23 protein-coding genes are annotated in these 26406 nt (G+C 65.6%); 12 read left to right on the forward strand and 11 right to left on the reverse strand.

Annotation, left to right across the window (positions count from 1 at the left end; translation table 11 throughout):
- Window positions 1-70: 70 nt before the first annotated feature.
- The 3 genes from fdhA (at window position 71) to fdhD (ending at window position 3558) form a co-directional block, all read left to right on the forward strand.
- Window positions 71-1288 (forward strand): formaldehyde dehydrogenase, glutathione-independent, encoded by a 1218-nt coding sequence (fdhA, locus tag E3T41_RS08150; protein ID WP_092450714.1) that lies wholly within the window; start codon window positions 71-73, stop codon window positions 1286-1288.
- 250 nt (window positions 1289-1538) lie between these two features.
- Window positions 1539-2657: a GTP 3',8-cyclase MoaA gene (gene moaA / locus E3T41_RS08155; RefSeq protein WP_092450712.1), complete on the forward strand. Its 1119-nt coding sequence runs from the start codon at window positions 1539-1541 to the stop codon at window positions 2655-2657.
- A gap of 49 nt (window positions 2658-2706) precedes the next feature.
- Window positions 2707-3558: a formate dehydrogenase accessory sulfurtransferase FdhD gene (gene fdhD, locus E3T41_RS08160; RefSeq protein ID WP_134478057.1), complete on the forward strand. Its 852-nt coding sequence runs from the start codon at window positions 2707-2709 to the stop codon at window positions 3556-3558.
- Window positions 3559-3564: 6 nt separating this feature from the next.
- On the opposite strand, the gene E3T41_RS08165 is transcribed toward fdhD, so the two are convergent.
- Entirely contained in the window at window positions 3565-5865 is a 2301-nt protein-coding gene (locus E3T41_RS08165; protein ID WP_092450708.1) for an FdhF/YdeP family oxidoreductase, read from the reverse strand.
- A gap of 207 nt (window positions 5866-6072) precedes the next feature.
- Between E3T41_RS08165 and E3T41_RS08170 the strand changes: the two genes are divergently transcribed.
- The 3 genes from E3T41_RS08170 (at window position 6073) to E3T41_RS08180 (ending at window position 11553) form a co-directional block, all read left to right on the forward strand.
- Window positions 6073-7467 (forward strand): OFA family MFS transporter, encoded by a 1395-nt coding sequence (locus E3T41_RS08170; protein WP_092450706.1) that lies wholly within the window; start codon window positions 6073-6075, stop codon window positions 7465-7467.
- 397 nt (window positions 7468-7864) lie between these two features.
- On the forward strand, window positions 7865-10243 hold the full coding sequence (locus E3T41_RS08175; protein WP_134478059.1) for a glycosyltransferase: 2379 nt from the start codon (window positions 7865-7867) through the stop codon (window positions 10241-10243).
- A complete protein-coding gene (locus E3T41_RS08180) occupies window positions 10240-11553 on the forward strand; it encodes a glycosyltransferase (RefSeq protein ID WP_134478061.1) in 1314 nt (437 codons plus the stop codon). The genes E3T41_RS08175 and E3T41_RS08180 overlap by 4 nt, the downstream gene beginning before the upstream one ends.
- Before the next feature lie 81 nt (window positions 11554-11634).
- Here E3T41_RS08180 and E3T41_RS08185 read toward each other — a convergent pair whose 3' ends face one another.
- A complete protein-coding gene (locus E3T41_RS08185; RefSeq protein ID WP_134478063.1) occupies window positions 11635-12345 on the reverse strand; it encodes an NTP transferase domain-containing protein in 711 nt (236 codons plus the stop codon).
- Window positions 12346-12663: 318 nt separating this feature from the next.
- Window positions 12664-12837: a hypothetical protein gene (locus tag E3T41_RS17885; protein WP_166791519.1), complete on the reverse strand. Its 174-nt coding sequence runs from the start codon at window positions 12835-12837 to the stop codon at window positions 12664-12666.
- 87 nt (window positions 12838-12924) lie between these two features.
- On the opposite strand from E3T41_RS17885, the gene E3T41_RS08190 reads away from it, so the two are divergent.
- From E3T41_RS08190 to E3T41_RS18525, 3 genes are read left to right on the forward strand one after another with little or no spacing between them, the layout of a single operon-like run.
- Window positions 12925-13170 (forward strand): hypothetical protein, encoded by a 246-nt coding sequence (locus E3T41_RS08190; protein WP_134478065.1) that lies wholly within the window; start codon window positions 12925-12927, stop codon window positions 13168-13170.
- Window positions 13171-13181: 11 nt separating this feature from the next.
- Window positions 13182-13367 carry a hypothetical protein gene (locus E3T41_RS18520; protein WP_134478067.1) on the forward strand — a complete coding sequence of 62 codons (186 nt, stop codon included), beginning with the start codon at window positions 13182-13184 and terminating at the stop codon, window positions 13365-13367.
- Between the two features lie 3 nt (window positions 13368-13370).
- Complete coding sequence (locus E3T41_RS18525; protein WP_134478069.1) at window positions 13371-13526, forward strand: hydroxyisourate hydrolase; 156 nt, start codon at window positions 13371-13373, stop codon at window positions 13524-13526.
- An 89-nt stretch (window positions 13527-13615) separates the two neighbouring features.
- On the opposite strand, the gene E3T41_RS08205 is transcribed toward E3T41_RS18525, so the two are convergent.
- The 3 genes from E3T41_RS08205 to E3T41_RS08215 all read right to left on the reverse strand — a co-directional run bounded on the left by E3T41_RS08205 (window position 13616) and on the right by E3T41_RS08215 (window position 19061).
- Window positions 13616-15028, reverse strand: coding sequence for an amidohydrolase family protein (locus E3T41_RS08205; protein ID WP_134478071.1), 1413 nt, complete (start codon window positions 15026-15028; stop codon window positions 13616-13618).
- 257 nt (window positions 15029-15285) lie between these two features.
- Window positions 15286-18249 carry a molybdopterin-dependent oxidoreductase gene (locus E3T41_RS08210; protein WP_134478073.1) on the reverse strand — a complete coding sequence of 988 codons (2964 nt, stop codon included), beginning with the start codon at window positions 18247-18249 and terminating at the stop codon, window positions 15286-15288.
- On the reverse strand, window positions 18246-19061 hold the full coding sequence (locus tag E3T41_RS08215) for a xanthine dehydrogenase family protein subunit M (RefSeq protein WP_134478075.1): 816 nt from the start codon (window positions 19059-19061) through the stop codon (window positions 18246-18248). The genes E3T41_RS08210 and E3T41_RS08215 overlap by 4 nt, the downstream gene beginning before the upstream one ends.
- A gap of 209 nt (window positions 19062-19270) precedes the next feature.
- On the opposite strand from E3T41_RS08215, the gene E3T41_RS08220 reads away from it, so the two are divergent.
- Window positions 19271-20764 carry an NAD(P)/FAD-dependent oxidoreductase gene (locus E3T41_RS08220; RefSeq protein ID WP_134478077.1) on the forward strand — a complete coding sequence of 498 codons (1494 nt, stop codon included), beginning with the start codon at window positions 19271-19273 and terminating at the stop codon, window positions 20762-20764.
- Here E3T41_RS08220 and E3T41_RS08225 read toward each other — a convergent pair.
- Both E3T41_RS08225 and clpS read right to left on the reverse strand, forming a co-directional pair.
- A complete protein-coding gene (locus tag E3T41_RS08225; RefSeq protein ID WP_104132902.1) occupies window positions 20746-21279 on the reverse strand; it encodes a DUF2017 family protein in 534 nt (177 codons plus the stop codon). The genes E3T41_RS08220 and E3T41_RS08225 overlap by 19 nt on opposite strands.
- A complete protein-coding gene (clpS, locus tag E3T41_RS08230; RefSeq protein ID WP_092450688.1) occupies window positions 21276-21560 on the reverse strand; it encodes an ATP-dependent Clp protease adapter ClpS in 285 nt (94 codons plus the stop codon). Before clpS ends, E3T41_RS08225 begins: the two co-directional genes overlap by 4 nt.
- Window positions 21561-21669: 109 nt before the next feature.
- Between clpS and E3T41_RS08235 the strand changes: the two genes are divergently transcribed.
- Entirely contained in the window at window positions 21670-23034 is a 1365-nt protein-coding gene (locus tag E3T41_RS08235; protein ID WP_092450686.1) for an aminotransferase class V-fold PLP-dependent enzyme, read from the forward strand.
- Complete coding sequence (sufU, locus tag E3T41_RS08240; protein WP_092450684.1) at window positions 23031-23570, forward strand: Fe-S cluster assembly sulfur transfer protein SufU; 540 nt, start codon at window positions 23031-23033, stop codon at window positions 23568-23570. The genes E3T41_RS08235 and sufU overlap by 4 nt, the downstream gene beginning before the upstream one ends.
- A gap of 80 nt (window positions 23571-23650) precedes the next feature.
- On the opposite strand, the gene E3T41_RS08245 is transcribed toward sufU, so the two are convergent.
- From E3T41_RS08245 to flgK, 3 genes are read right to left on the reverse strand one after another with little or no spacing between them, the layout of a single operon-like run.
- Window positions 23651-24055 (reverse strand): flagellar assembly protein FliW, encoded by a 405-nt coding sequence (locus E3T41_RS08245; protein ID WP_092450682.1) that lies wholly within the window; start codon window positions 24053-24055, stop codon window positions 23651-23653.
- Window positions 24052-24978 (reverse strand): flagellar hook-associated protein FlgL, encoded by a 927-nt coding sequence (flgL, locus tag E3T41_RS08250; protein ID WP_134478079.1) that lies wholly within the window; start codon window positions 24976-24978, stop codon window positions 24052-24054. The genes E3T41_RS08245 and flgL overlap by 4 nt, the downstream gene beginning before the upstream one ends.
- A gap of 3 nt (window positions 24979-24981) precedes the next feature.
- Complete coding sequence (flgK, locus tag E3T41_RS08255; protein WP_134478081.1) at window positions 24982-26403, reverse strand: flagellar hook-associated protein FlgK; 1422 nt, start codon at window positions 26401-26403, stop codon at window positions 24982-24984.
- Window positions 26404-26406: the final 3 nt, after the last annotated feature.

The raw sequence follows: 26406 nt of genomic DNA on the forward strand, positions 1-26406 counted from the left end.
GAACATCCAGTGCCGATCGGGTCGTGCCCAACACATCATCCTGATCAGCGTAAAACCAGGAAGGTAGTTCATGACGGGGAACAGAGCAGTCGCCTACAAGAGCCCGGGTGTCGTCGAGGTAATCGACATTGATTACCCGAGTTTCGAGCTGAAAGACGGGCCGGGCGTCAACCCGGAAAACGTGGGACGCAAGGTGCCCCACGGAGTCATTCTCAAGACCGTGACCACCAATATCTGCGGCTCCGACCAGCACATGGTGCGCGGCCGCACGACCGCACCGGCGAACCTGGTGCTGGGTCACGAAATCACCGGCGAAGTGGTCGAAGCAGGCCCCGACGTCGAATTCATCAAGGTGGGCGACATCGTGTCCGTGCCGTTCAACATCAGCTGCGGTCGCTGTCGCAACTGTAAGGAACGCAAGACCGGCATCTGCCTCAACGTCAACCCGGACCGTCCTGGTAGTGCATATGGTTACGTCGACATGGGCGGTTGGGTGGGAGGCCAGGCCGAGTACGTGCTGGTTCCCTATGCCGACTGGAACCTGCTGAAGTTTCCCGACCGGGATCAGGCGCTCGAAAAGATCATGGACCTCACCATGCTGTCCGACATCTTCCCGACCGGATTCCACGGGGCCTACACTGCCGGTGCCGGCGTCGGAACGACCGTGTACGTGGCCGGAGCCGGACCGGTGGGCCTCGCGGCCGCCGTCTCGGCGCAGCTGCTCGGTGCGGCCGTCGTCATTGTCGGTGATATGAACGCGGATCGTCTCGCGCAGGCCAGAAGCTTCGGCTGCGAGACCATCGACCTCAGTAAAGGCGAGCCGGGGGAGCAGATTGAACAGATCCTCGGCGTGCCAGAGGTCGACGCCGGTGTTGACGCCGTGGGCTTCGAGGCGCGTGGTCACGGTAAGGACGCCGACCACGAGGCTCCGGCCACCGTGCTCAACTCGCTCATGACGGTCACCGCCGCTGGCGGTGCCCTCGGCATTCCCGGCCTCTACGTCACGGGCGACCCGGGCGCCAAGGAAAAGGCCGCTCAGGTGGGCTCACTGTCGATTCGGCTGGGCCTCGGCTGGGCCAAGTCGCTGTCGTTCACCACCGGCCAGTGCCCGGTGATGAAGTACAACCGCCAGCTGATGATGGCGATCCTGCACGACAAGGTACAGATTGCCAAGGCTGTCAACGCCCAGGCCATCAGCCTCGAAGATGCCCCGCGTGGCTACGCCGAATTCGACGCCGGCGCGGCGACGAAATACGTGCTGAACCCCAACGGCTACGTCAAGGGCTAACAGCAGATAGGTGAATGGCCCGCCCGGGAATTCTCCCGGGCGGGCCATTCCTGTATCGGCGTCATCAGCATCCGCTCATCGCGTGGCTAATTCAGGAAATCCGACCCGAATCTGCGCGAATAGCGTCGGATCCGTTCAGAAATTGAAATAATTCCTGAATTAGCCACGGAATCAGGCCGCGAGCCGCGGCATCAGCTTAGAACCGGTGTTCTCGGTATCCCCGGGCGGAGCGCGGGGTTAGGGTGGAAACATGACCGGCGCCGACCTTGCACAACCAGCTCCGCGCTTCTATCGAGAGCGCTCGGACATTCCGGTGGACCTGGAAACGCCCACCGGCACCGTGACCGACCGGCTGAACCGGCCGTTGCACGACCTGCGCCTCAGTGTCACCGACCGTTGCAACTTTCGCTGCGTCTACTGCATGCCGAAGGAGATCTTCGGCCGGGACTTCGCGTTCATGGAACACGACGAACTGCTCAGCTTCGAGGAACTCACCCGGCTCGCGCGCGTGGCCGTCGCCCATGGCGTTGAGAAGATTCGGCTGACCGGCGGTGAACCACTGCTGCGTAGGGGGCTTGAAGACCTCATCGCCCTGCTGGCCGAGCTGCGCACCCCCGACGGCCGTGAGATCGACATTGCCCTGACCACGAACGGGTCGGCGCTGGCCGTGAAGGCGCAGGCGCTCAAGGATGCCGGCCTGAAGCGCGTCACGGTGTCGCTCGACTCGCTTGATGACACCACGTTTCGCACCATGAACGACGTGAAGTTTCCGGTCGCGAAGGTGCTGCACGGCATCGACGTGGCCGAAGCCGTCGGCCTCGGCCCGATCAAGGTCAACATGGTCGTGCAGCGCGGCAAGAACGACCAGGACATCGTCGCCATGGCCCGGCATTTCAAGGACACCCCCTACATTTTGCGGTTCATCGAGTTTATGGACGTCGGTTCGAGCAACGGCTGGGAGATGGGCGCCGTCGTTCCGTCGAAGGACGTGATCGCGCGCATCCACGCCGAGCTGCCGCTTGAAGAGATCGCCCCGAACTACAGCGGCGAGACCTCCCGCCGCTGGCGCTACCAGGACGGCGGCGGCGAGATCGGCGTCATCTCGAGCGTCACCCAGAACTTCTGCCAGACCTGCTCGCGCGCCCGCGTGTCGACCGATGGCAAGCTGTTCACCTGCCTGTTCGCCACCGAGGGCCACGACCTGCGGGCGCTCATGCGCGGCGGATGCTCCGACGCAGAACTCTCCACCGTTATGGCGCACCTCTGGCGGGAGCGCACCGACCGCTATTCGCAGCTGCGGAGCGCGAAGACCAGTGAGCTGCGGGCGTCTGGTGCCAAGAAAATCGAAATGTCCTACATCGGCGGCTAATCGGAAAGGCTGGAGTGCGGTACCGGCACCAGCGTGGGAGACTTTAAGAATGAACAGAATTACCGCGCGACGCAAAATTACCCGAATCACCGTCGGTGCCCAGCCTCTGGCTGGCGAGGATCTGCTTGCGGTCGAAGAACCTCTGGAAATTCGAGTGAACGGCCGCCGCCTTGCCGTCACGATGCGTACCCCGGGTAACGACATCGACCTTGCGGCGGGGTTTCTGGTCTCGGAGGGCGTCATCACGCAGGGCGACGATTTTAATTCGGCCCGCTACTGCGCTGGGGCGATCGACGGGGTCAACACCTATAACGTGCTGGACGTCACCCTCGGTACCGGCGTCGCGCCACCGGAACGGAGCTTGGAGCGCTCCCTCATCACCAACAGTTCCTGTGGCCTGTGCGGCAAGGAGAGCATCGATGCCGTGCGCACCAAATCAGTCTTTGAGATAGCGGATGACGCGGTGCAAGTGACTGCCGAATTGCTCACGACTTTTCCCGACAAGCTGCGCGCGGGGCAGAACGTGTTCGAGAAAACCGGCGGCATTCACGCGGCCGGCCTGTTTGATGCCGCTTCCGGCGAAATGCTCGTGCTGCGCGAAGACGTCGGCCGGCACAACGCCGTCGACAAGGTCATCGGCTGGGCGGTCAAGGAGAACAGGCTGCCGCTGACCGGCACGGTGCTCATGGTATCGAGCAGGGCGAGTTTCGAACTCACCCAGAAGGCCCTGATGGCGGGCATTCCCGTGCTCGCGGCGGTCTCGGCGCCCTCGTCACTCGCCGCGGAGTTCGCCGTCGAGGTTGGCATGACCCTGGTCGGCTTTCTCCGCGGCAACTCCATGGTCGTCTATGCCGGCGGCGACCGGATCATCGACGCACACAGTGACGAGCAGGCCGCCTGACTCAGGCTAGGCAGCGGCGCCGGCCGGAACGAAGCGCACGGTCATGGCCTTGTAACCGGGGGTGTTCGATTCGCGGGCCACGAGCTCGCGGTGCATGAGTGCGTTCGCCTCCGGAAAGTACGCAGCCGCGCAACCGCGCGGTGTCGGATAGACCACGAGGCGGAACGTGTTGGCTCGACGCTCGACGCCCTGGTACGTGCTGATCACGTCGACCATATCGCGGTCGGCGAAGCCCAGCTCGGTGACATCGTCTTCGTGGATGAGGATGACGCGACGACCGTTCTTGATGCCGCGGTAGCGGTCGTCAAGACCGTAGAACGTGGTGTTGTACTGGTCATGGCTGCGGATGGTCTGCAGAATCAAGTGACCCTCTGGCGCCGACAGGTACTCGATCGGGCTCACCGTGAACCGGGCCAGACCAATATCGGTGGCAAAGCTGCGCGTATCGCGCGGCGGGTTGGGCAGCACGAACCCATTCTTGGTCTTGAGTCGAACGTTGAAGTCGACGAAGCCGGGTACGACGCGGGAGATGTGGTCACGAACGACGTCGTAGTCTTCCGCCATCGCCTTCCAATCGACGGGGTGGTCTTCTCCGAGCGTGGCGTTGGCCATGCGGGCAATGATCACCGGTTCGGCGAGGAGGTGCTCAGACACCGGCTCGAGGCGTCCCTGAGTGGTGCGAACGACTGACATCGAGTCTTCCACTGAGAGCACCTGGCGGCCCGACGGATGCTTGTCATCGGTATCCGTTCGGCCGAGCGTCGGCAGGATGAGCGAGGTCAAACCGTGCATAACGTGCGAGCGATTGGGTTTGGTCGACACATGCACGGTGAGACCGACGCGCTGCATGGCTTTCTCCAGCAGGTCGGTATCGGAGCAAGCCAGGGCGAAGTTGCCGCCCATGGAGACGAATACGTCGACGCGGTCGTGCACGAAGGCATCCACCGTGTCGACGGAGTCGAGGCCATGCTCCCGCGGGGATACGATGCCGAACTCGGCGTCGAGGGCGGCGAGCATGGGCTCCTTCGGCTTTTCCCACACACCCATGGTGCGGTCGCCCTGCACGTTGGAGTGGCCGCGTACCGGGCAGGCGCCTGCGCCGGGCTTGCCGAAGTTGCCCTGCAGGAGCAACAGGTTGATGATCTCCTTGAGGGTGTTCACCGAGTGCGGCTGCTGGGTCAGTCCGAGCGCCCAGCAGATGATGGTGGCCTTGCTCGCGATGAGCAGTTGCGCCACCGTCTCGATCGCGGCACGGTCCAGGCCGGTGGCTTTTTTCGTTTCGGCCCAGTCGATCACCGATCGGGCGGCTCGATAGGCGTCGATTCCGTCGGTGTTCGCGGCGACGAACTCGTGGTCGATGACCGACCCCGGTACGCGGGCCTCCTCTTCGAGCAACAGATGACCGAGCGCCTGGAACAGGGCCAGGTCACCGCCGACCTTGATCTGCAGAAACTCATCAGCCAGGTTGGTGCCCTTGCCGACGACGCCCTTCGGAGTCTGCGGGTCCATGAAGTTGAACAGTCCCGCTTCGGGCAGAGGGTTGACGGCCACAATCTTGCCGCCGTTGTCCTTGCATTCGGCCAAGGCGGACAGCATGCGCGGGTGGTTGGTGCCCGGGTTCTGGCCGACAACCATAATGAGTTCGGCCTGGTGGATGTCTTCGAGCGAGACCGTACCCTTGCCGATGCCGATCGTGGGGTTCAGTGCTGAGCCGGAGGACTCGTGGCACATATTGGAGCAGTCGGGCAGGTTATTGGTGCCGATCGATCTGGCGAACAGCTGGTACATGAACGCCGACTCGTTGGCGGTGCGGCCAGACGTGTAGAAGACGGTGCGGTCGGGCACCGTGGCGCGAATCTGCTCACCGATGAGCTCAAAAGCATCATCCCAGGAGATCTGCGAGTAGTGCGTGTCGCCCGGGCGAATGACGACGGGGTGCGTAATGCGGCCCTGGTTTCCGAGCCAATACTCGGTCTTGGTGGCGAGCTCGGCGATGGAATGCTCTGCCCAGAACTCGGGCGTCACCGTGCGAAGCGTGCTCTCTTCAGCGACGGCCTTCGCGCCGTTTTCGCAGAATTCTGCGGTCTTGCGATGTCCCTGTGATTCCGGCCACGCGCATCCGGGACAGTCGGTGCCGTCGCGCTGGTTGAGGCGCAGCAGCGACCGTGCGGTGCGAACGAGACCAGCCTGGGCAATACCCCGATCGAGCGCCACCGCTACGGCTTGGATGCCAGCAGCGTGGGTCTTGGGCGCGGTGACGACAAGATTATTTTCGTTGATGTCGTCGATAGGTGCTGAACGTGTCATATATATATACTGCCTTGCCGCCAAGGGGAATTTCCCCGAATTACCAAATGGGCGAGATTTTGGAACGAAATGTGCTCGATGAATCCTCTAGGATTGCCTCCGCAGACTGTTAAGTCAATCCGTTTGCGGAGTACGTCCACGGCCATCGTGGACAGCCGAAACGCACAGCAGAGTCGCTATCGCCATACCGGCAGCAAGGATATCTCCATGAGCTGGCTCGACCGAGACCGCACCATCGCCCCACCCGGATTCAACCGCTGGCTGATTCCGCCGGCCGCACTCGCCGTGCACCTCTGCATTGGCCAGGCCTACGCCACGAGTGTTTACAAGACCGCGCTTGTGGCGCACTTCGACGCCAGCCTGGTGCAGATCGGGGTGATCTTCTCAATCGCCATCGTGATGCTCGGCCTGTCGGCGGCCATCATGGGTACCTGGGTCGACACCAACGGGCCGCGCAAGGCCATGTTCGTCGCGGCTCTGTTCTGGTCGGGCGGATTCCTCATCGGTTCGCTCGGAATCTTTACGAACCAGCTGTGGCTGGTCTACGTCGGCTACGGCTTCATCGGCGGTATCGGCCTCGGCATCGGCTACATATCGCCCGTCTCGACGCTCATTAAGTGGTTTCCGGACCGCCCGGGCCTCGCCACCGGCATGGCCATCATGGGCTTCGGCGGCGGCGCCCTCATCGCCAGCCCAGTGTCGACGGCGCTCCTCGGCTTCTATGACCCCAACTCCGGGGCAGCGAACTGGGTGGCGAGCGGCGACTCCGTGGGCAAGCTTTTTCTCACCCTCGCCGTGATCTATCTCGCGTACATGATGTTCGGAGCTTTCACGATCAAGGTTCCGGCTGCTGATTGGGTGCCGGCCGGTTTCGATCCGTCGAAGGTGCGGGTCAAGGCCCTCGTCACGAGCAACCACGTTTCAGCCAGGAACGCCATTCGCACGCGTCAGTTCTGGCTGCTCTGGGTCGTCCTGTTCTGCAACGTCACGGCCGGTATCGGCATTCTCGAGCAGGCCGCACCGATGATCCAGGACTTCTTCCGGCAGAGCGACGGCAACTCGCTGGTCTCGGCGGCCGTTGCCGGAGGCTTTGTGGGCCTGTTGTCGCTCGCTAATATGGGCGGACGATTCGCCTGGTCGGCCACGTCGGACAAGACCGGACGCAAGAACATCTACATGGTGTACCTCGGCGTTGGCATGGTGTTGTATGTGCTGCTGGCGCTCTTCGGATCGAGTACGACGGCGCTCTACGTTGTACTGGCCTTCATCATCATTTCTTTTTACGGTGGCGGTTTCGCTACCGCTCCGGCCTACCTGCGGGATTTGTTCGGAACCTTTCAGGTGGGGGCAATCCATGGTCGCCTGCTGACGGCCTGGTCGGCGGCCGGCATTGCCGGTCCGCTCATTGTCAACTCGTTCCTCGATGCTCAGGGCGCTCCGGGTGAGTTGACGGCTGCGGCCTATCAGCCGGCCCTGCTCACCATGGTTGGGCTGCTCGTTGTTGGCTTTGTGGCGAACCTTTTCGTGCGACCGGTTCACACCGACTTTCACGAACCCGAAAAGCCGCTCGTCGGTGCAACAGCTTGGAAGGCGCACGCATGAAGGTTCTAAAAGTCATTGTGGCTTGGGCGCTAGTAGGGATCCCGCTGGCCTTTGGCATTTCTCAGACACTCGCGAAGGTGACGGCCCTGTTCGGCTAAACCCGACATTTGCAGATATAAACAGATAGAGCCATGCCCCATTCACTGGGGCATGGTTCTTTTTTTGTCTTGAGTGCTCGGCACCGATCAGGGCAGTCTGTCAGCCCTGGCGCCCTCATTCATGCAATGATGGCGAATGGGGAATTAGCTAGCTAGGCTAGCTATACCTGTTTCGTTCGCTTTCGTGTTCGGGATCCTCGACCTCTCGCGCCCAAAGTTCCGAAATTTACCCATGTTCGCTCGTGGCAACCCCGAATCGCCACGATTGATTCGACGAGTTTAACGAAAAGGAGCAGTCAATGGCTACCCACACCGCACTCGACGAACAACGATCCGCCGCAACGCTGCTCGAGGGAATTCGACGCGCCGACGACCTCACCGTGGCAGCCAGCCGCGATGGGGGCGCCCGGGCTGTGCGCCTGCTGGCACAAGCCTCGACCGATCCGAGCGACCAGCTCACCGCCATCGCCGCAGTGCACGCCCTCGCCCAGGTCTTCGACGACTCCGCTGACGAGGTGCTTGTTGCCTTGCTGCACCACGATTCGGCTTTTCTGCGTGAGCACTCCGCCTGGGCCTTCGGCAGCCGCCTGCCGCGCTATGACGCCATCGCCGACCTCGTCACGCTCGTTCGGCAGGGCGGATTTACCGGCATGCTCGCCCAGCGCACTCTGGAACAGTGGGGATCTTCGGCCGCCGATCAGGTGGCCCTGTTCCTCGAAGGTTCCCTGCTCGGCATGACCGAAACGGATGCCCGCACCCGCCTCATCGAGACCATCGGCCTCATGCCCGGCCGCATTCCCGAGCGGTTGCTGCGGCGGGTGGCCACCGACCGTGCCGAGAGCCTGCCCGCTCGCGCCGCCGCCATCGCCGGCCTCGGGGACCGATCCCCGAGCGAAGCTGTGCTCGAAATACTGAGCGTCCTCTCTCAGGACGACAATGCGAGCGAACTCGCGGCCGTTGCTCGGCTGGCCCTGTTCGACTTGACGGCGACGACCGCACCACGCCCGAAGTGGAACCAGGGCGCCACAATCGCCCAACTCTTTCTGCACGCCGACATCGACGGGGAGCTCTCCCAGGTCGGTGCTGGCGACAACGGCGGCATCGCGACCCTGCTGGTGCGGCTCGGTGACGCCCTCGTCGCCGAGCCGGCCGGCCGAGGCAGCGGAACGGAGAGCGCCGCGGCATCCGCTTTGCGTGCGCCGTTTGTCGGAAGCCGTCTCGGGACGGGCCGCGAAGATCGGGTCGATCGGGTTATCACCATGTCCCGCGGCAGCCACGAGTCAGCGCTTGATGGACTGGCCGACGTCGGAGCGACCCGGCGCGGGCACTCCTTCGCGGCGGTTCCGTTCGTCGGTGGTCCGGTGCCGTCGATCGACTCCTGGCCTCGGCGGGTCGCAGCGCAACGCGGCATTCGGCGTATCCTGCGCTCGGCCGGAGTCGTCGACGCGATTCACCTCCGCATGGCCGATGTCGGCAGCCTCGCCGCCGCGACCGTGGCCCGCGACCTGGACATTCCGGTCGTCTTCACCGTGGCCCCCGACCCGCACGGCGTGATCGACTCGCTCGAATCGAGTGGCGCGCTCACCCGAACGAACTTCGGCGAGGTTGATGCGGTGGAACACTTCTGGTTTCGTGCCCGCCTGGTGCAGCGACTCGCCGCGGATGCCGCGCACACCGTGCTTTTTCCGCGCCCGCACCTGCAGCAGGACATTGAGCGCCTGATCGGAATCGACATTGACGCACACCCGGAACGACACTCGGTCATTCCAGAGGGCATCGACCTCGCGGTGATCGACCGTGCCCGAACGGATGCCCTGGCATCGCTTAGCCAGTCCGGCGGGAACGGTTTGGTCGCCAGCGACGACGACCTCAGCCACGACCAGGACCCGATTGATCACTTCGACCACGACCTTGACCGCATCGACCGCACGAATATGGACGATGCTCGCGCTGCGTCCGCCGCGCTTGCCTTCGACCAGCTCGACGCGCTGCTGGGCACCCTTCCGCCGTCCCGGCACGGACTGCCGCTGCTGATCAGCGTCGGCCGTCTGCACCGCGTCAAGGGCATGGCGGCCCTGGTCGAAGCTTGGACCGGGGACCCGACCCTGCAAGAGCGCTGCAACCTGCTGATTGTGGGCGGTGATTTGGAGCATCCGTCCTTTGACGAGGGCATTGAGCTGGCTCGCATGTCCCGGTCCCTGTCTGGGGCGAATCGTGACGACGCTGCGGCCCACGGCCTGGTTCTGGCCGGGCATCGCGCCAACGACACGGTCGCCCGCTGGCTGGCCGCGATCCGCTACGGCCGGCCCGGGCTCGCTGCGCCGTTCGGTGTGTATGTCTGCGCGAGCATGAAGGAGGAGTTCGGCATCGCGCTGCTCGAGGCGATGGCGACCGGCCTCACGGTCGTCGCGCCGAACGGCGGCGGACCGGCCACCTACGTCGAGAATGGCGTGACCGGTTTTCTGGTCGACACCGGCGACGCGCAGGCTCTCGGTTCCGGCATCCGAGATGCCCTCGCCGTGGCGGCCGGAGTGCACGGCGGCGAGTACGCCGACCTGGCCCGGCGCATGGTGGCCGACAACTTCACGATCGAAGCCATGGCGAGCACACTCGGTTCGGTCTACCGGGACGTCGCCGTGGCGACCGAGCCGGTCGCCTGGGAGCTGAGCGTCTCATGACCCTGCTCATCATCAGCCCCGACTACGCCTCGCACCTGTACCCGCTCGCGACGCTCGGCACCGCCTGGGCGCAGGCCGGCGAACGCGTCGTGGTGGCGAGCGGACCGGCAACGGCCGACATTGTGGCCGCGTTCGGGTTCCAACGGGAGAACCTGCAGCTGGGCCGCGGTTCCAACCCCGGCACCATCCGGGTCGAGCAGCAGCCCGCCGGCGAAGATGACGCCCTGCGCGGGTTTTTCGACGCCACCCGCCGCGGAATGGTCGATACCCTGCTCTTTCAGGCTGAGGCCCGCAGCAGCGACCTGCTCTATAACCCGGTCGCGATCGCCCGCGAGGTGCAGCGCATCGTCGAACGGGTGCAGCCCGACCAGGTGATCGTCGACCACCTCGCCTTCAGCGCCCGGCTCGGGCTGCTCAGTGCGGGCGTGCCGCACGCCGATGTGGTGCTCGGGCATCCGTCTGCCTTGCCCGTCGGCCCGGAAATCTACGGTTACCCGCCGGCCTGGCCCGCCGTGTTCTCGCCCGACGTTGGCGAGTTGGCGCTGCTTGAGCTGCAGTGTGCGGCCGTTCGCGACTCGTTCACCGCTCAGTGGAACGACGCGCTTTTTGAACTCGATCCGTCCGCGGCACCGACCCTCGATGCCTTTCAAGAGTGCGGGGATCTGCTGCTGCTCAATTATCCGGGCGAACTGCACTCGTCGGCGCGCACGGACCAGCTTCCACCCCACCGGTTTCTCGGTTCGGCGGTGCGATCCGAGGCCGTCGACCCCGAGGTCGAAGCCTGGCTGGCGGCTGATTCTCGGCCCGTCGTCTACGTGAGCTTCGGAAGTTTTCTCTCGGTGCGCGGTGATGTGCTCGCCCGCGTCGCCGAGGCCCTGAGCGGGCTGCCGGTGCGGGTGGCCATGGCTGTCGGAGCGACCGACCGCGAAACGCTCGGCCCCATTCCTGATTCCTGGCTGGTGCGCGGGTTTCTGCCGCAGGTACGCCTGCTGCAGGAGGCCGTGCTCGCGGTGACGCACGGGGGCAACAATTCGGTGACCGAGGCGATGACGGCAGGCGTGCCGCTCGTTGTGCTGCCGTTCTCCACCGACCAGTTCGCCGGCGCAGCCGCCCTCGACGCGGCGGGCTTCGGCACATCGCTGCCGCCCAATACCGCAACCGTTCTCGCGTTGCGCGACGCCTGTGAGCGGATGCTGCAACTCGCCGGCGAAACGCGCGCCCGTCTCGACACCCTCGCGGTGTCGCTGACCGTGCAGCCGGGCGCGGCGCGTGCCTACGCGGCGCTGACTCGGGTGGTGGCACGGGGGTAGTTCAGGCGCAGTTTCGTTGAGCCACGAGGGTTCGGGACCTCACCATTTGTTCCGGGCCCGGGCCCGGAATGTGGGCCCAAGTTAGATCATGGGCCCATGTTCCGAAGGTGGGCCCGGTGGTTCCCTGGGCCGGTCGACGTCGGCCCCGGTGCCGAGGTCGCCACACTCGACCGCTTCGACGTCGTGCGCGCGCAGATAGGGTCGCGCGCCGGAATCGCCGGAGAGAGTCTCAAGGAGGGACACCCAATGCGACCGGCCGATCACCACGGGATGCCCCGGCTGGCCGGAAAAACGGGCCTGACGCAGTGTGCCGGCCGACGCGGCGGCGGAGCCGGGCGCATCCGTCGTCTCGTTGGTCCTGCCGATCAGGCGAGCCACCGTCGCCGCGTTCAGGTCGGGTACGTCAACGGGAACGACCGCGATAGCCGTGAGCTCGGGGTGGTCGAGGGCGCAGCGCAGGCCGGCGCGCAGGGAGGCAGAGAGTCCTTCGGCCCAATCATCGGCCTGCACGACCAAAACGGATGCTGTTGGCCGGTTCGTGCTGCGGGCTCGCGCACCGTCCCTTGAGGCCAAGGGATCCGTTTTGAGCAGCGCCGCGGCCTCGGCACCGCGGGCGCCGAGCACGACGATGACCGGGGAACATCCGGCGGCCGCGAGCACGTCGACGGCGTTCTGCAGCCAGGATCGGCCAGAGGCATCGTGCACGAGCGCCTTGGGCATGCCATAGCGGGAGCCAGCACCAGCGGCGAGCACGAGTCCGGCCACGTGGTTGGGTGTTGGCGGCTTGTGCATGTCTGCCATCGTAGGGTTCACGAGCCGCGGCGTGGCGCCATGTTCAACTACATGGCTCCGCCGAGCCGTGAGTTTCGGGCGCCGAGACGTGAGGTTTGGGCCTGTTTTGTGCCGTTTTGGCCCCAAGACTCACCGCTCGTCGAGCGGATGTGTCCCTAGCTCTGCCCCGCCCACTCCAGCCCTGCGCGCGATGTGGGCGTGCTCACCATGGACTCCGGCGTCGAGATCCTTGACGTTGTGTGGCACAGGCTGATCGCAGCCGTAGCGATGTGCTCGAAACCTGGCTACTCCGCCGTAAAAGCGCATACGCTGTGAATGTTACCGACCGAAGGATTCGCCGTGTCCCTCCACTTCGAACATTCCCCTCAGCGCCACGTTCCCGGCCCGGGTGAGCCGTCCATCCCACAGCTCGAGGTCGACCAGACCATCGCCCCGCGTCCGGAGGAAGAGATCGCCGATGTCCTGCGAGCGGAACCAGACGTGGTAGATCACAGCGAGCATCGAGTGACAACACCCCCGGGTTCGGGAACGAAATAACGCGAAAAGGGTCGTCACATTCCGCTGGACTCTGGATGCCAAGTGGGCGACATCGAGTCCGGAAGCTCGTACTCGTTCGATTTTCAGGCCCAGGATGGCAAACGCTCGAAAGCCTGGCACACTCGCGACGGACAACTCGAGACATTGGCAATGATTCTCTCAGAGCGGGCCGGCGCCGAGGTGCACGTGCGGGAGGTCGCCTGGGGCCAGGTCTTCACGCCCGCCGCGGTCGAACAGGCCAGGCGGGGGCGCTCGTTGACGCTGCGCGGCGGGCCGCGACCCCGCTGACCCGGCTCGAGGTGTATGAAGCCCTCGCGGACCATCCGCGCATCATCCAGACCCCAACCGATGGATTCTCCCGCCGCGAACAGGCCTCGGCCGACGCGGACGATGCCGAGCTGGCTAAATTGCTCACGACCGGCCAAACGGATGCCGACGGCCGCCTCGCCGCGCTCGGCCCGGTCGCGCTTCCCGCCGGTTGGTAACGCGTGACGTTCGCCACCGGGGCCTGGTTCGCGCGGTCCGGCCAGGCCACGTTCTACCCGGAGGTCACGATCACCTTCGACCTCGCCGACGTGTCGGAGCACTATCACGTGCCCTTGCTGCTCGCCCCGTTCGCGTACTCCACCTATCGCGGTAGCTGAGCCGTGCCGAGCCGTGAGACTTGGCCTCAAAATCACGAAAAATGGGCTGGAACTCACGGCTCGACGGGCGGATGCGTCACCCGACTCGACTACTCCACGCTCACCCTGCGGCCACGAACATAAACCCCGGTGATCGCGGGCTCGCGCAGGGCGAGCAGCAGCGCGAACAGGGTCTGCTCGGCGGCCAGCACCGCGTCGTCGGCGCGCACGGCGTTCGCCAGCACGAGTGCGAGCGGGTCCCAGCGGTCCGGGTCGATCAGCAGAAAATCCGCATCCTTGCCGAGGTCGAAGTTGCCGAACCGGGCCTCCATATCGAGCGCGCGGGCCCCGGCGAGTGTGCCGGTGAACAGCAGCGCGGCCGGGTCGAGTGCCACTCCGGCGTCGCCGGGCTCGGACAGGTGCGATTTGTAGCAGTCGTTGAGCACCCGCGCGACGAGCCATTCGTCGCCGCCACCGACATCCGTTCCAATCGCGACGTTCACCCCGAACCCGGTCGTGCGCCGCCACGGCATGGTGCCGGAGCCGAGGAACGCCTGCGAGGTCGGGCAGTGCGCGATCGACGTGCCGGTGTCGGCGAGACGGGCGAGCTCCGAATTCTGGCAGTGCACGGCGTGGGCGAGGATGCTGCGGCGGCCAAGCAAGGACGAGCCGCCGCGGGCGGAGCCCGGCAGGAAGCATCCGTCGTAGGTGTCGAGGTAGGTTTTCGTGCCGAACACCGAGCGCACCGCGTCGATCTCTCCCGTGCCCGGCCGGTCGTTCTCGTTGAGGTGGCTGTGAAAGTACACGCCTCGCCCGCGCACCGAGTCGTAGAGCTCGCCGAGGCCTGCGAGGGTTGTCGGCGTCACCGACAGACTGAACCGGGGCACGATCGCGACCTGCAGCAGCGCGGTCTGGGCGTCACCGGTGTCGACGGCGTGCCAGCGGTCGATCTCGGCCGCCGTGAGCGCGATCGCGGCCTGCTCGCTCGTGACCAGCGCCTTCGCGGAGTCGGTGCCGACGGTCTGGATGCCACGCCCGCTCACCAGGCGAAGGCCGGCCTTCTGCGTTTCTTCGAACAGGGCGTCCTGCGCCGGCGCAAACGCCGAGCCGAACACGAGGGCGCTGGTCGTACCGACGGATGCCCGCCGCCGCGTGAAATCGCGCGCCACCTGCCGGGCAAACCCCGGGTCTTCCAGCCGCGACTCGGCCGGGAAGACGCACTCGTCGAGCCATTCGAGCAGCTGGCCGCCACCGTAGGCATCCGTTGTGTAGGTCTGCGGAAAATGAATGTGAGTGTCGACGAAACCCGGCAAAATGAACCCGGTTCGGGCCACCGGCAGTGCAGTGAACGCGGCCGGCAGCTCGTTGAAGGGGCCGACCCAGGCGATCGTGCCGTCGTCGGCCGTGACGAGGGCCCCGTCGGGCACCGAAACGAGCTGCGAATGGGCCTGCGCAACTGTGGGAGCGCCGGCTATGTGAAAAATGTGGCCTCGAAAGACCGCGCTACCCGTTGATTCGTACATATCTACGGATATTATCGTGTTCCGGCGTCGAAATCGGTAATTTTGACCGTTTGCGGCGGTCGGTCGTATGGTGATCTCTGTAAGCTCAATCAGCGAGATGGTTGGCTCGCGTAGGTCGGCCGCCTGTCCGGTGGCCGAGACCGCCATCGACTGGCGCAAGCCGGTTTCGGGGCCGCGACCCGATGCGTTGGTCGAGCGCGTCGAGACCGCCATCGACCGGCGCGAGCTACCCTGCGCGAGCCGGGCGGCGCATCCGCTCAGCCGTGCAGCAGACGCCAGATACGGTCGCGGGACATGGGCAACTCGGTCGGACGGATGCCGATCGCGTCGCGTATCGCATTGGCCAGCGCCGGCGCGACCGGGTTGTAGGTTGACTCGCTCATCGACTTGGCACCGAAGGGCCCGAGCACGTCGTGGCTTTCGGCAAAGTACACCTCGGTGACCGGCAGATCCACGAGCTGGGGCACGTGGTAGTTGCGCAGCACTCGCGTCGTCACCGCTCCGGCGCCGTCGAGCACGATCTCTTCGAACAGGGCGGTGCCGAGCGCCTGCGCGACTCCGCCCTCGATCTGTCCGCGACACTGCTCGGGGTTCATCACGAAGCCGGCATCGGCGGCCTGGATCGACTGCAGAATGCGCACCTCGCCGGTGTCGGTGTTCACGGCCACTCGAAACGCGTGCACGTTGAAGGCGAGCGAGCGCAGCGCTCCGTCTTCGCGGCGCATCGCTGTGAGGTCGACGTCGTTGGCCGCGGCCCAGGCTGCGAGGTCGTCCAGGGTGACGACCGTACCCGTCGCACACAGCCCCTCCCGTTCAAGCTGCCAATCCACCTCACCGAGACCGCTGCACGATGCCGCTGCCCCAACCAGGGACTCGGCCAGCGCGGTCGCCGCGGCGAGCACGGCCTTGCCAGCGACGACGACCCCGGCCGAGCCGAACGCGCCGGAATCGTAACCGGCAGCATCCGTGTCGGAATGCACCAAATCGATGCGGTCGACAGACGTGTGCAGCGCCGTCGCCGCGATCTGCGCGTGCACGGTCGTAGTGCCGTTGCCGAACTCGGTCGTGCCGACCCGCACCAGATAGCGTCCGCCAGCGAGTAGCTGAACGGATGCCTGCGAGCGGTGGCCGCGTGGCGGCGTGGTCGCGATCATTGACGACGCCATGCCGGAGCCGACTTTCCACTGGGCACCGACCGGAACGACGGACCGGTTGCCGCGCCCCAGCGCCGACTCGGCGAGGTCGAGGCACTGGTCGAGGCCATAGCTTCCAAAGACGAGGTCGGGCCCTTCCTCGTGCGTGACCACGAGCGGGTCGCCGGGCTGCACCGAATTGAGTCGGCGCAGTTCGAACGGGTCCATCTCGAGTTCCCGGGCCAGGTCGTCGAGCGCGCTTTCGATCGCGAAGATGATCTGGCCGAGGCCGTAGCCGCGGAAGGCGCCCGACGGCGGGTTATTCGTGTAGACGCTCCGGGCATCCACTCTTTTGTTGGGCACGTTGTAGAGCGCGACGGACTCACTCGTGCCGTGGAACATCACGCCCGGGCCGTGGTTGCCATAGGCGCCGGTGTCGGCGAGCACGCCCAGTTTCAGGGCGGTGAGGCGGCCATCGGCCGTGGCGCCGAGCGTCACGTCGATCGCAAACGGATGCCGCACCGGGGCGATCGTGAGCTCGTCGGTGCGGGTGAATTCGTACTGTACCGGCTGGCCGGTACTGAGTACCGCGAGGGTGACGAGGTCTTCGGTGAGCAGCTCCTGCTTGCCGCCGAAACCGCCGCCGACCCGGGCCGTGAACACCCGCACTCCGGCCGGGTCGAGGTCGAACAGCCGGCAGATCTCCTTCTGCACCAAAAACGGAACCTGCGAGCTCGTCCGCAGCACCAGCCGGTCGCCGTCGATCCAGCCGATCGTGCCGTGGGTTTCGAGGTGGGTGTGCGAAATGCGTTGGGTCTGCCAGCTGCCCGAGATAACGGTGGTCGCCTCGGCGAGTCCGGCCGCAACGTCACCGAATTCGCCGTGCAGTTCGGCGACGAGGTTGCGCCCCGGGTCGGCCAGTCGCGACATGACCGGGTCCTTGTCGCCGTGTACCAGCGGGGCACCCGGCAGAGCAGCCAGCCAAGGGTCGAAGACGGCATCGAGCACCTCGTACTCGACGTCGATCAGTCGGCAGGCGGCCTCGGCGATCGCGACCGAGTCGGCGACGACCGCTGCCACGCGCTGCCCGCGAAAACGCAGGGTCTGGTCGAAGACCAGGGTGTCGTCGGGGTCGTCGAACCGGCTCTCGTGCCGCGCGGTTGAAAATTGAGTCGTGGGGGAGTCGGCATGGGTGAGCACGCGGTGCACCCCGGGCAGCCTGGCCGCTTTCGACGCATCAAGAGAGCGGATGCGCGCGTGCGCGTGCGGACTCCCGAGCACCGCGAGGTGCAGCAGTCCGGCAACGGAAACGTCGAGGGTGTACGGCTCGAGCCCGCTCACGACGCGCTCCCCGGCGATCGCGCCGGCGGAGGTGCCAACCGGGCCGACCATGCGGCTCGTGGCGGAGTGGCCCGTCATGGACTCGCTCGTCGCGACCCGTCCGGTTGAGGCCAATCCGGTCGATCCCGCACCAGCCGAAGCCGGTTCGGGAGTGGCCTGGCCGGTCGTGCGCACCGGTCCGAGGCTGGACGTTTCGGCGTGCTCGCGCTCTGGGACGACGTGGCAGGAGACCGCCGGCGGGGTGTGCTGACCGCGAATGGCGTCATTGATCGAACGGTAACCGGTGCAGCGGCAGAGGTTTCCCTTGAGCAGGCGGGGAAGTTCGTCGGGGTCGGTGCTGAAGCTGGCATCGACGCCGTTTGCACGGGTGGTGTCGGCATCCGCTTCGATGGCGGCGGCGGTGACGACCATGCCGGGTGTGCAGAAGCCGCACTGAAACCCGGCGGCGTCGACGAAGCGCTGCTGCACCGGCGCGAGGTTGCCGGGCTGGCCGAGGCCGGCCGCGGTCGTGATCTGCTTGCCGGCTGCCCGGTAGGCCGGGTAGATGCAGGAGTGCACGGGCGTGCCGTCGACCTGAACCGTGCAGGCGCCGCAGTCGCCCGTGTCGCAGCCCTTCTTCACCTCGAAGTGTTCGTGGTCGCGCAGCAGGGTGCGCAGGCACTGGCCGGGTTGGGGCGTCGCCTCGACCGGGCTGCCGTTGACCTCAAAAATGACCGTGCCAACCGTTGCGACCCGTTCCAGCGTCATGCGAGACCTCCAACAAGTTCAGCGCGAATTTCTTCGCCGAGCAGCAGTCCCATCGCGCGTCGCCAGTCGGCGGCGCCGTGGGCATCCGTGAACCAGCAGTCGATCGCGGCAATATCGCCGGCCAGCACCTCGGCGGCGGGTAGCTTCGGGTACCGCAATTGCACCGGATGCAGCGTCGCCGCCGTGACCGTGAGCACGAACAGACCGTCGGCATCGAGCCGCCCGGCGAGCACCGCGCCAGAGCGTCCGAGCGGCGACAGGGCGATCTTGCGATATGCCGTCTGCGACTGCAACGCGGCGAGCGGAACGTGAATAGAGCGCAACACATCACCGGGTGCGAGCACGTTGGTCATGTTTCCCGTGACAAACGAACGGGCCGGCACGACCTCATCGCGCCCACCAGCACGCCAGACCAGAACCTCCGCGTCGAGCGCGACGGCCAGGGTGATCATGGGCCCGGCCGGAAGCGCGGTGGCCAGGTTGCCGCCGACCGTGGCAACATTCCAGACCTTGAACGAGCCGAACAGGGCCGTGCAGCACTGATAGAACAGCGGATGCGCCGCCCAGCCCTCCCGCATCGGCAGCTGGGAGAGTTCGGTGAAGGTGCAGGTCGCGGCAATCTCGAGGCCGTCGTCCGTGATGGTCAGCGCGCGCCACCCGAAGGTGTGCAGGTCGACCAGACCCCTGAGGTGGGCTCGCGGGTCGGCGAACAGCTCGGATCCGCCGGCCAGCGGTACGACTGTCGGACCGAGCGCGGCGAGGTCGCTCCGCTGTCGAGCAGAGGTGACGTGTGTCACAGTGCTGAGGTCCATGGGTCTCCGTCGCGGGCCAAGTCGAGCCGTGCGTGCGGCCTTGAGCACACGGTAATAGGGGGTTCACAAAGTAGGCTACCGCACACTCTGCCCACCAAACTGAACCCACCATGATGATGAGATTTCCTGTAGAAACGGGGTGTCGGCACCGGTTGATTCCCAGCCGACACTGTCAGGATTTAGGCACCTTTCGACGGTGGGAGACCGAGATGACTGCGACCCCAATCTTCGCGCACACGAAGTCAGCCGCCAACCCGGCTCCCGATTCACGCGTGCTCGGGCGCGACCATTTCGACGTCGTCGTGATCGGTGCCGGCCCGGCCGGAGTCGCTGCAGCCCTGCGCGCCGCCGAGCTTGGAGCATCCGTCGCCATCTGTGAGGCTGATCGCCTGGGGGGCACGTGCGTGAACACCGGATGCGTGCCGACTCGCGTACTCGCCAAAACCGCAAGACTCATGCGAGAGATCCGAACGGCCGACGCGTATGGCATCTCCGTGACTGAACGTCCCATCGACTGGCCCGCCACGGTCGCCCGAGTACGGGAGACCGTGGACCGGGTTCGTTCCATGAAGGGTGAGGCCACCCGATTTGCCGATGCCGGCGTTCATCTCATCCTGGAGGGGCGCGCCCGCTTTGTGGATGCCTTCACGCTCAAGCTCGACACCGGGCGCACAATTTCGGCCGACACTGTCGTGGTGTGCGTGGGAGGTCATTCTCGCCGTCTGCCGGTGCCGGGAGCTGAACTGGCGGTAGTGCCCGAACACGTGCTCGACCTGCCTCGAGTTCCCGATCGGCTGGCGGTTATCGGCGGCGGCAACACCGGCGCACAACTGGTCACCGTGTTCAATTCTTTCGGTTCAACAGTGACGCTGCTCGACGTGGCCGACCGGGTACTCGCCACCTCCGATGAGTCCGTCTCGCAGGCCGTTGCGGAGGCCTTCGTCGAACAGGGGGTCGCCGTCCACCTCGGCATTGACGGTGTCGCCGGGCTCGATCGTGCCACGGACGGCTCGATCACGCTGACCTGGCGCGAGCACGGGCACGACGTGTCAGGCAGCTTCGACGCCGTGATCATGGCAACCGGCTGGCCAGCGGATGTCGACGACCTGGGACTGGAAGCAGCCGGCGTCGTTACGAGCCGATCGTCTATCCCTGTCGATGCGTATTTTCGCAGTTCGGTGCCGCACATCTTCGCCGTCGGCGATGCCAACGGCCGGGACATGCTGGTGCAAGCTGCACAGTCCGAGGGAGAGGCAGCAGCCGAGAACGCCGTTTTGGATGCCAACCGGCGAACCACGCACCATTTGCTTCCGGCGGGTGGGTTCACGGATCCCGATTACGCTGGCGTTGGCCTGTCCGAGGTGGAGGCCCGGAGTCGCGACGAGCTGTGTGTGGTGGCGGTGGTACCGTTCTCGCGGTTGGATCGTGCTGTGATCGACGATCGCCAACGTGGATTTCTCAAACTCATCACCGATCGTCGGCGTGAGCTCATTCTGGGTGCTCACGCGGTCGGTGAGAACGCCGTGGAGGTCATTCAGTCGGTCACCACGGCGATGGCCGCCGGAATCGACGTGGCCACGCTGGCCAAAGTGCGCTTCGCTTACCCCACCTACAGCGCCGTGATCGGTATCGCTGCCCGAGATCTGTTGGCCGAGAACGCCGATGGGTCAGCTCGTCGTCGAGGTCACACGTCGATCGCGTAGACGAGTTCTTCCTGCAGCATGCCGAGCCAGTCATAAAGTTCGCGCAAAAACGGTGCGTCTTCACCCTCGAGGTGGACGACTCCGTCGGCGGAGACCTGCAACCGGTCGGCGAGCGTCAGCCGTAGGTCGGTGAGGCTGCGCAGCCAGGCCTGCACGGCATTGGGGTCGAGGCTGATGGTGACCGGTTGGTGTTCCTCGTCGTCCGTTTCGGTCTCGTCCCGTTCCGTTCCGAGGGTGTCCAACACAATCTGGGCGTTGTGCTCCTTGCGTTCGAGTAGGCCGGGCGCTGTGAAGCGACGAAATTCTGCCGCAGCCTCATCGTCGTCACGGTAAGCGTCGGGCAGCAGGCGGCCGAAGACACCGTCGCTGCGGGCGAGCACGGGGTCGGCGGCTCCGGCATCGAGCATATCGACCAGTTGGCTGGTGGCCAGACGCAGCAGATCGACCTCGATCGCCTCGAATCGTGCGAACAGGAAACCGGAGACGTGCGGGGTGAACCGCCTCAGGCCGCTCATTCGTCAGCCTTGGCCAGGGTCGCCCAGAGCCCGTAGCCGTGCATGGCTTCGACGTGGCGCTCCATCGATTCGCGATTGCCGGTGGCCACGACGGCCCGACCGGTGTTGTGGACCTGCAGCATGAGACGTTCGGCCTGCTTCGGGGTGACCCCGAAGTAGCTACGAAAAACGTAGGCGACGTACGACATGAGATTGACCGGGTCGTCCCAGACCAGCGTCACCCACGGTCGGTCGAGTAACACGTGCTCGCGTAGCTCCGTGTGTTCGGCAGTCTGGGTCACCCCTTAAGCCTCACACGCCGCCGCGGAGTTTTCCACCGCACACGCAGACTTCCCGTGCAGATGTGCCCGCGCGGTGCCCGGGTTCGGGGAGAGGCAATATCCTTGATGTATGACGTCTTTTGCACCATCGTCCGCCGCTACACCACCCGGAACTCCCGCAGCTGGTTCCCAGCACCCCGAGTTGGCCCCACTGACCAACATTGACGTTGAACGCATTCGCAACGACTTTCCGGTGCTGCATCAGACGGTGAACGGGCATCCGCTCACCTATCTCGACTCCGGGGCAACCTCGCAGAACCCGATCAGCGTGATGGAAGCCGAGCAGGAGTACTACGAGCAGCGTAACGCCGCCGTGCACCGCGGCGCCCACACGCTCGCCGTCGAAGCGACCGAGGGGTTCGAAGCCGCCCGCGAGAAAGTCGCTGCGTTCGTCGGCGCCCAAACCGACGAAATCGTCTGGACCTCCAACGCCACCGAAGCCATCAACCTTCTGGCTTACAGCTTCTCGAACGCCTCGCTCGGCCTCGGCGGCCCGGCCGCCCGCCGGTTCAGCCTCGGCGCCGGCGACGAGATCGTTGTCACTGAGATGGAGCACCACGCCAACCTCATTCCCTGGCAGCAACTCGCGCTGCGCACCGGCGCCACGCTGCGCTTCATCCCGGTGCGGGATGACGGCACCCTCGACCTGCTCGCCGCAGCGAACATTGTCGGCCCCCACACGAGGCTCCTTGCCTTCACGCACGGCTCGAACGTCACCGGAACCCTGAACCCGGTCGCCGAACTCGTCGCCCTCGCCCGCAAAGTCGGTGCCCTCGTCGTGCTCGACGCCTGCCAGACCGTGCCGCACCTGCCGGTCGACGTTGCGGCGCTCGATGTGGACTTCGCAATGTTCTCGGGTCACAAGATGCTCGGCCCCACGGGCATTGGGGTGCTCTACGGCAAGACCGACCTGCTCGCCGATATGCCGCCGTTCCTCACCGGTGGGTCGATGATCACCACCGTGAACATGCAGACCGCCGAGTTCTTGGCGCCGCCGCAGCGTTTTGAGGCCGGCACTCAGCGCATCTCGCAGGCGATCGCGTTGGCCGCGGCCGTTGACTACCTGCGGGAGACCGGCATGGATCGGGTCGCAGCGTGGGAGGCGCAGCTCGGTCAGCGCCTCGTGGCGGGGCTGGCCGAAATTCCCGGAGTGCGCCTGCTCGGCCCCGGGCTCGGCGTGGAACGGCTCGGACTGGCCGCCGTGGATGTCGCCGGCGTGCACGCCCACGACGTTGGCCAGTTTCTCGACGACGCCGGCATCGCCGTGCGGGTCGGCCACCACTGTGCCCAGCCGCTGCACCGTCGACTCGGCGTGACCGCCTCGACCCGGGCGAGCACCTACCTCTACAACACCACTGATGAGGTCGACCTGTTTCTGGCTACCCTCGCTGAGGTCGCGCCCTTCTTCGGGGTCAGCACGGGAGTGCGCCGATGAGCGACCTGCAGCAGCTCTACCAGACCATCATTCTGGAGCACTCCAAGGCCAGGAACGGAGCCGTCGACCTCACGCCGCTGGCCGAGGCTGTCGCGCTCGGCGCGGCTAGCGGCCTGCGCGTGGCCGAATCGCACCAGATCAACACGACCTGCGGTGACGAGGTGACGCTGCGCGTGTCGCTCGGCGCAGGGGCTTCTGCCGAAACGGATGGCGCTGACTCGGCCGGTGGCGCGGAAACAGCTGCGAATGCCATCGTGGCCGACCTGGTCTGGGCCGGGGAGGGCTGCTCGATCTCGCAGGCATCCGCTTCGATTCTGACGGACACACTGCGCGGCCTCAGTGTGACCGAGTCCCGGGCCCTGCTCGACAACTTTCGCGAGATGCTGCGCTCGCGCGGCAAGATCGAACCCGACGAAGAGATTCTCGGCGATGCGGCCGCGTTCGGGGGAGTCTCGCGCTATCCAGCCCGGGTCAAGTGCGCGATGCTGCCGTGGGTAGCGTTCGAGGCTGCGCTGATCGAGGCCGAGTCGCGCTAGCTGACAGCGCTACCCGCGAGGTGCCATCTTTGGCCCCATGAGTGGGCGTCCTCGCGCAGAAAGCTGGACGCGCGGAGGAATCAGGCGGCGAGAGCCCCGAGCTCGGCGCGCAGCGGCCACTCCTGGCCGTCGAGAATGACCTGGGCGCAGATGCCGGTCAGCGCGTTGACCACGATTGGAGCCATGAGGTTCACCGTCGTCGCCTCCTCGCCGGGGTTGACCACGACGAGCACGATCGCATCGGCCGCCTCCGTGATCGACAGCGCATCGGACTGCTCGCTCGAGATCACCGGGGAGTAGTCGGGCAGGTAGACTCCGGCGTCGAGCACGAACATGCGCGTCTCGGCCTCGGCCTCGGCCTGCAGGGAGTACAGCCCCGCAGCACCCTCGATCTCGCTGAGACGAAAATCCGTGTGCGGATCGAGCCCGGGCGGCGGAGTGACGAAGCTCAGCAGGGGGCTGACCAGAAGCGAAGAGGAGCTCATCGGAGAAAGTCCATCAGTGTGGGCTGCAGCACCTTGGCGGTGACAGCGAGGGCGGATTGGTAGGAAACCTGTTGCAACTGCAGTTCGAGCACGATCTGGGTGAGGTCGACGTCTTCGAGTCCAACGCGTTGGGTCTCGAGCGCCTCGGTCTTGCTCAGCAGATTCTCCTGCGCGCGTTCGACTTGCACCTGGCGGGCACCGATGGTGGCCCACTCGCTCGTCATCGTGCCCATTCGGGTGTCGATATTTGTGAGGTGGCTGCTGACCGTAGCGTCCGTGGTCGAAGTGCCGCGCAGGCTCGCGATGACACCGTCGAGTAGATCGAAAACGGATTCCCCGGCGCTCCCACCGAAAATCGCCGCACCATCGCCATCCACTCGAACCGTCGTGTCGGCGCTGATGCGCCGTTCCACGGGGCTGTTGGGTACGCCGCTTACGCTGACACCGGTGTAGGACAAGATCCCGGTATCAGGATCATCAACGAAGGCTGCCGTAGCGTCGGAATTGCCCGCGAACACGCTGCGGCCCAGGTAGGTGGTGTTCGCCTGCGTGAGCAGCTCGGCCTTCAGGCCCTCGAGCTCGACGGCGATGGCTTCTTTGGCGGTGGCGCTGACGGCGCCGTTGGCGCCCTGCACCGTGAGGTCCCGCACCCGAATCATAATGTCGCTCGTGGCCGACATGGCGGAGTCGATGGTGGTGAGCCAGTTGTCGCCGTCGTTGGCGTTGCGGCTGTACTGGCCGGTCGCTGCCTGCTCGGCCCGCACGGCGAGAGCGGATGCCGCCGCCGTCGGGTCGTCGGACGATCGATTGATGCCCTTGAGCGTGCTGGCCTGTTCCTGCAGTTTGGACAGCTGTGCCATGTTGTCTTGCAGGTTGCGCTGGGCCGCGCGCATCTGGGTCTGGCCGGTGACACGAGTGATCATGATTTACCTTCCTACCAGTCCGGTGCGGTTGATCAGAGTATCGAGCATCTCGTCCACGGCCGTCAACACGCGGGCGGCGCCCTGGTACGCGGTCTGGAACATGAGCAGGTTCACGTTCTCCTCATCAAGGTCGACGGAGGAGTTGGCAAGCTGCTGGCTGGACGCGTAGGTGGCCGTCGTGCTGGCCAGGTTGGCCTGCTGCAGCTCGGACTGGGTGGCGACGGCAATGGTCGAGACGAAGTCTGACCAGGTCGTATTGGGGGAGACGACGGGGTTTCCATCGACGTCGACAGCCTTGCCTGCGCCGAGCTGGGCGATGGCATCCGCTATGGAACCGTCGTAGGCGCCATTGGCGCTGTTACCAGAGTGAACTGCTGAACCGGTCTGGGGAATCACGGCCAGCGAGCGTGCAGCGTTGCCGGACTCAAAGGTAAAGAAATTAGTCTTGTCGTCGTTGGTCTTGTAGATGTCATTGACGCCTTTAGCGAGGTTCTCCGCAAACGCGTTGTATCCCTGAGCGGCCGTGACCAGATCGCCCTCGGTAGCTAGAAGAGTCAACGCCCCGGCAATCTCCCCGCCGTCAATCGTCACAGCAGACGTACGCGCGGAATCGGCCCAGGCGAGGGTGACCGCGCTGCCGCCCATGGCGTCGTCGAGCGTTGAAGCCCCAGACACCGTTAGCGCACTGGCCGTCCCGCCACTCACGAGCGCGTTGCCGCCAATCAGCACGTTGACCGTGCCGTCACTCTGCGCGACAACGGATGCCCCGGTGAGCGCCGAAATCGTCGTCGTCAGCAGTTCGCGCTGGTCGAGCAGCTCATTGGCGCTGCCACCGGTGGCGAGCGTCGTGCGAATCTGCACGTTGAGGGCGGCCACCTGGCTCGCCGCGGTGTTGAGCTCGGACACCATGCTGCCGAGGTCGCCGCGCACCGAGGAATACTCGGTGCTGACCGCCTGGTAGCCCTGGGCGATCATGGTGGTCAGTTCGCCGGCAGTAGAGAGGAGCAGCGCGGCCGGAGTGGCCGAATCCGATCCGTTGGAGAGTTCCTGCCAGCCCGCCCAGAATTCGTCGAGCTTGGCCGAGATGCCGTTCTCGCCGGGCTCGTTTAGCGAGGTCTCAATGCTGCTCAGGGAATTCGCGCGCACCGCAGTGTAGCCGGCGGCCGCTGCGGAGTTACGCACGTGGGCATCCAACTGGGCATTGCCGAGGCGGGCGATACCGTCGACCGAGACACCCTCGCCCACGCGCAAGCCGCCCGTGAGCTGGCCGGTTTCGGCCAGGCTGCCGACCGCCGAGGTAGTCACCCGCTGGCGGGTGTACCCGACCGTGTTGGCGTTGGAGATGTTCTGCCCGACGACGTCGAGACCTTTTCTGGCCGCGACGAGTCCCGAGTAGGCCGTGTTCAGACCGCTGAAGGTACTCATCGC

Source organism: Cryobacterium sp. Hh38 (assembly GCF_004403235.1).
GTDB classification, from domain to species: domain Bacteria; phylum Actinomycetota; class Actinomycetes; order Actinomycetales; family Microbacteriaceae; genus Cryobacterium; species Cryobacterium levicorallinum.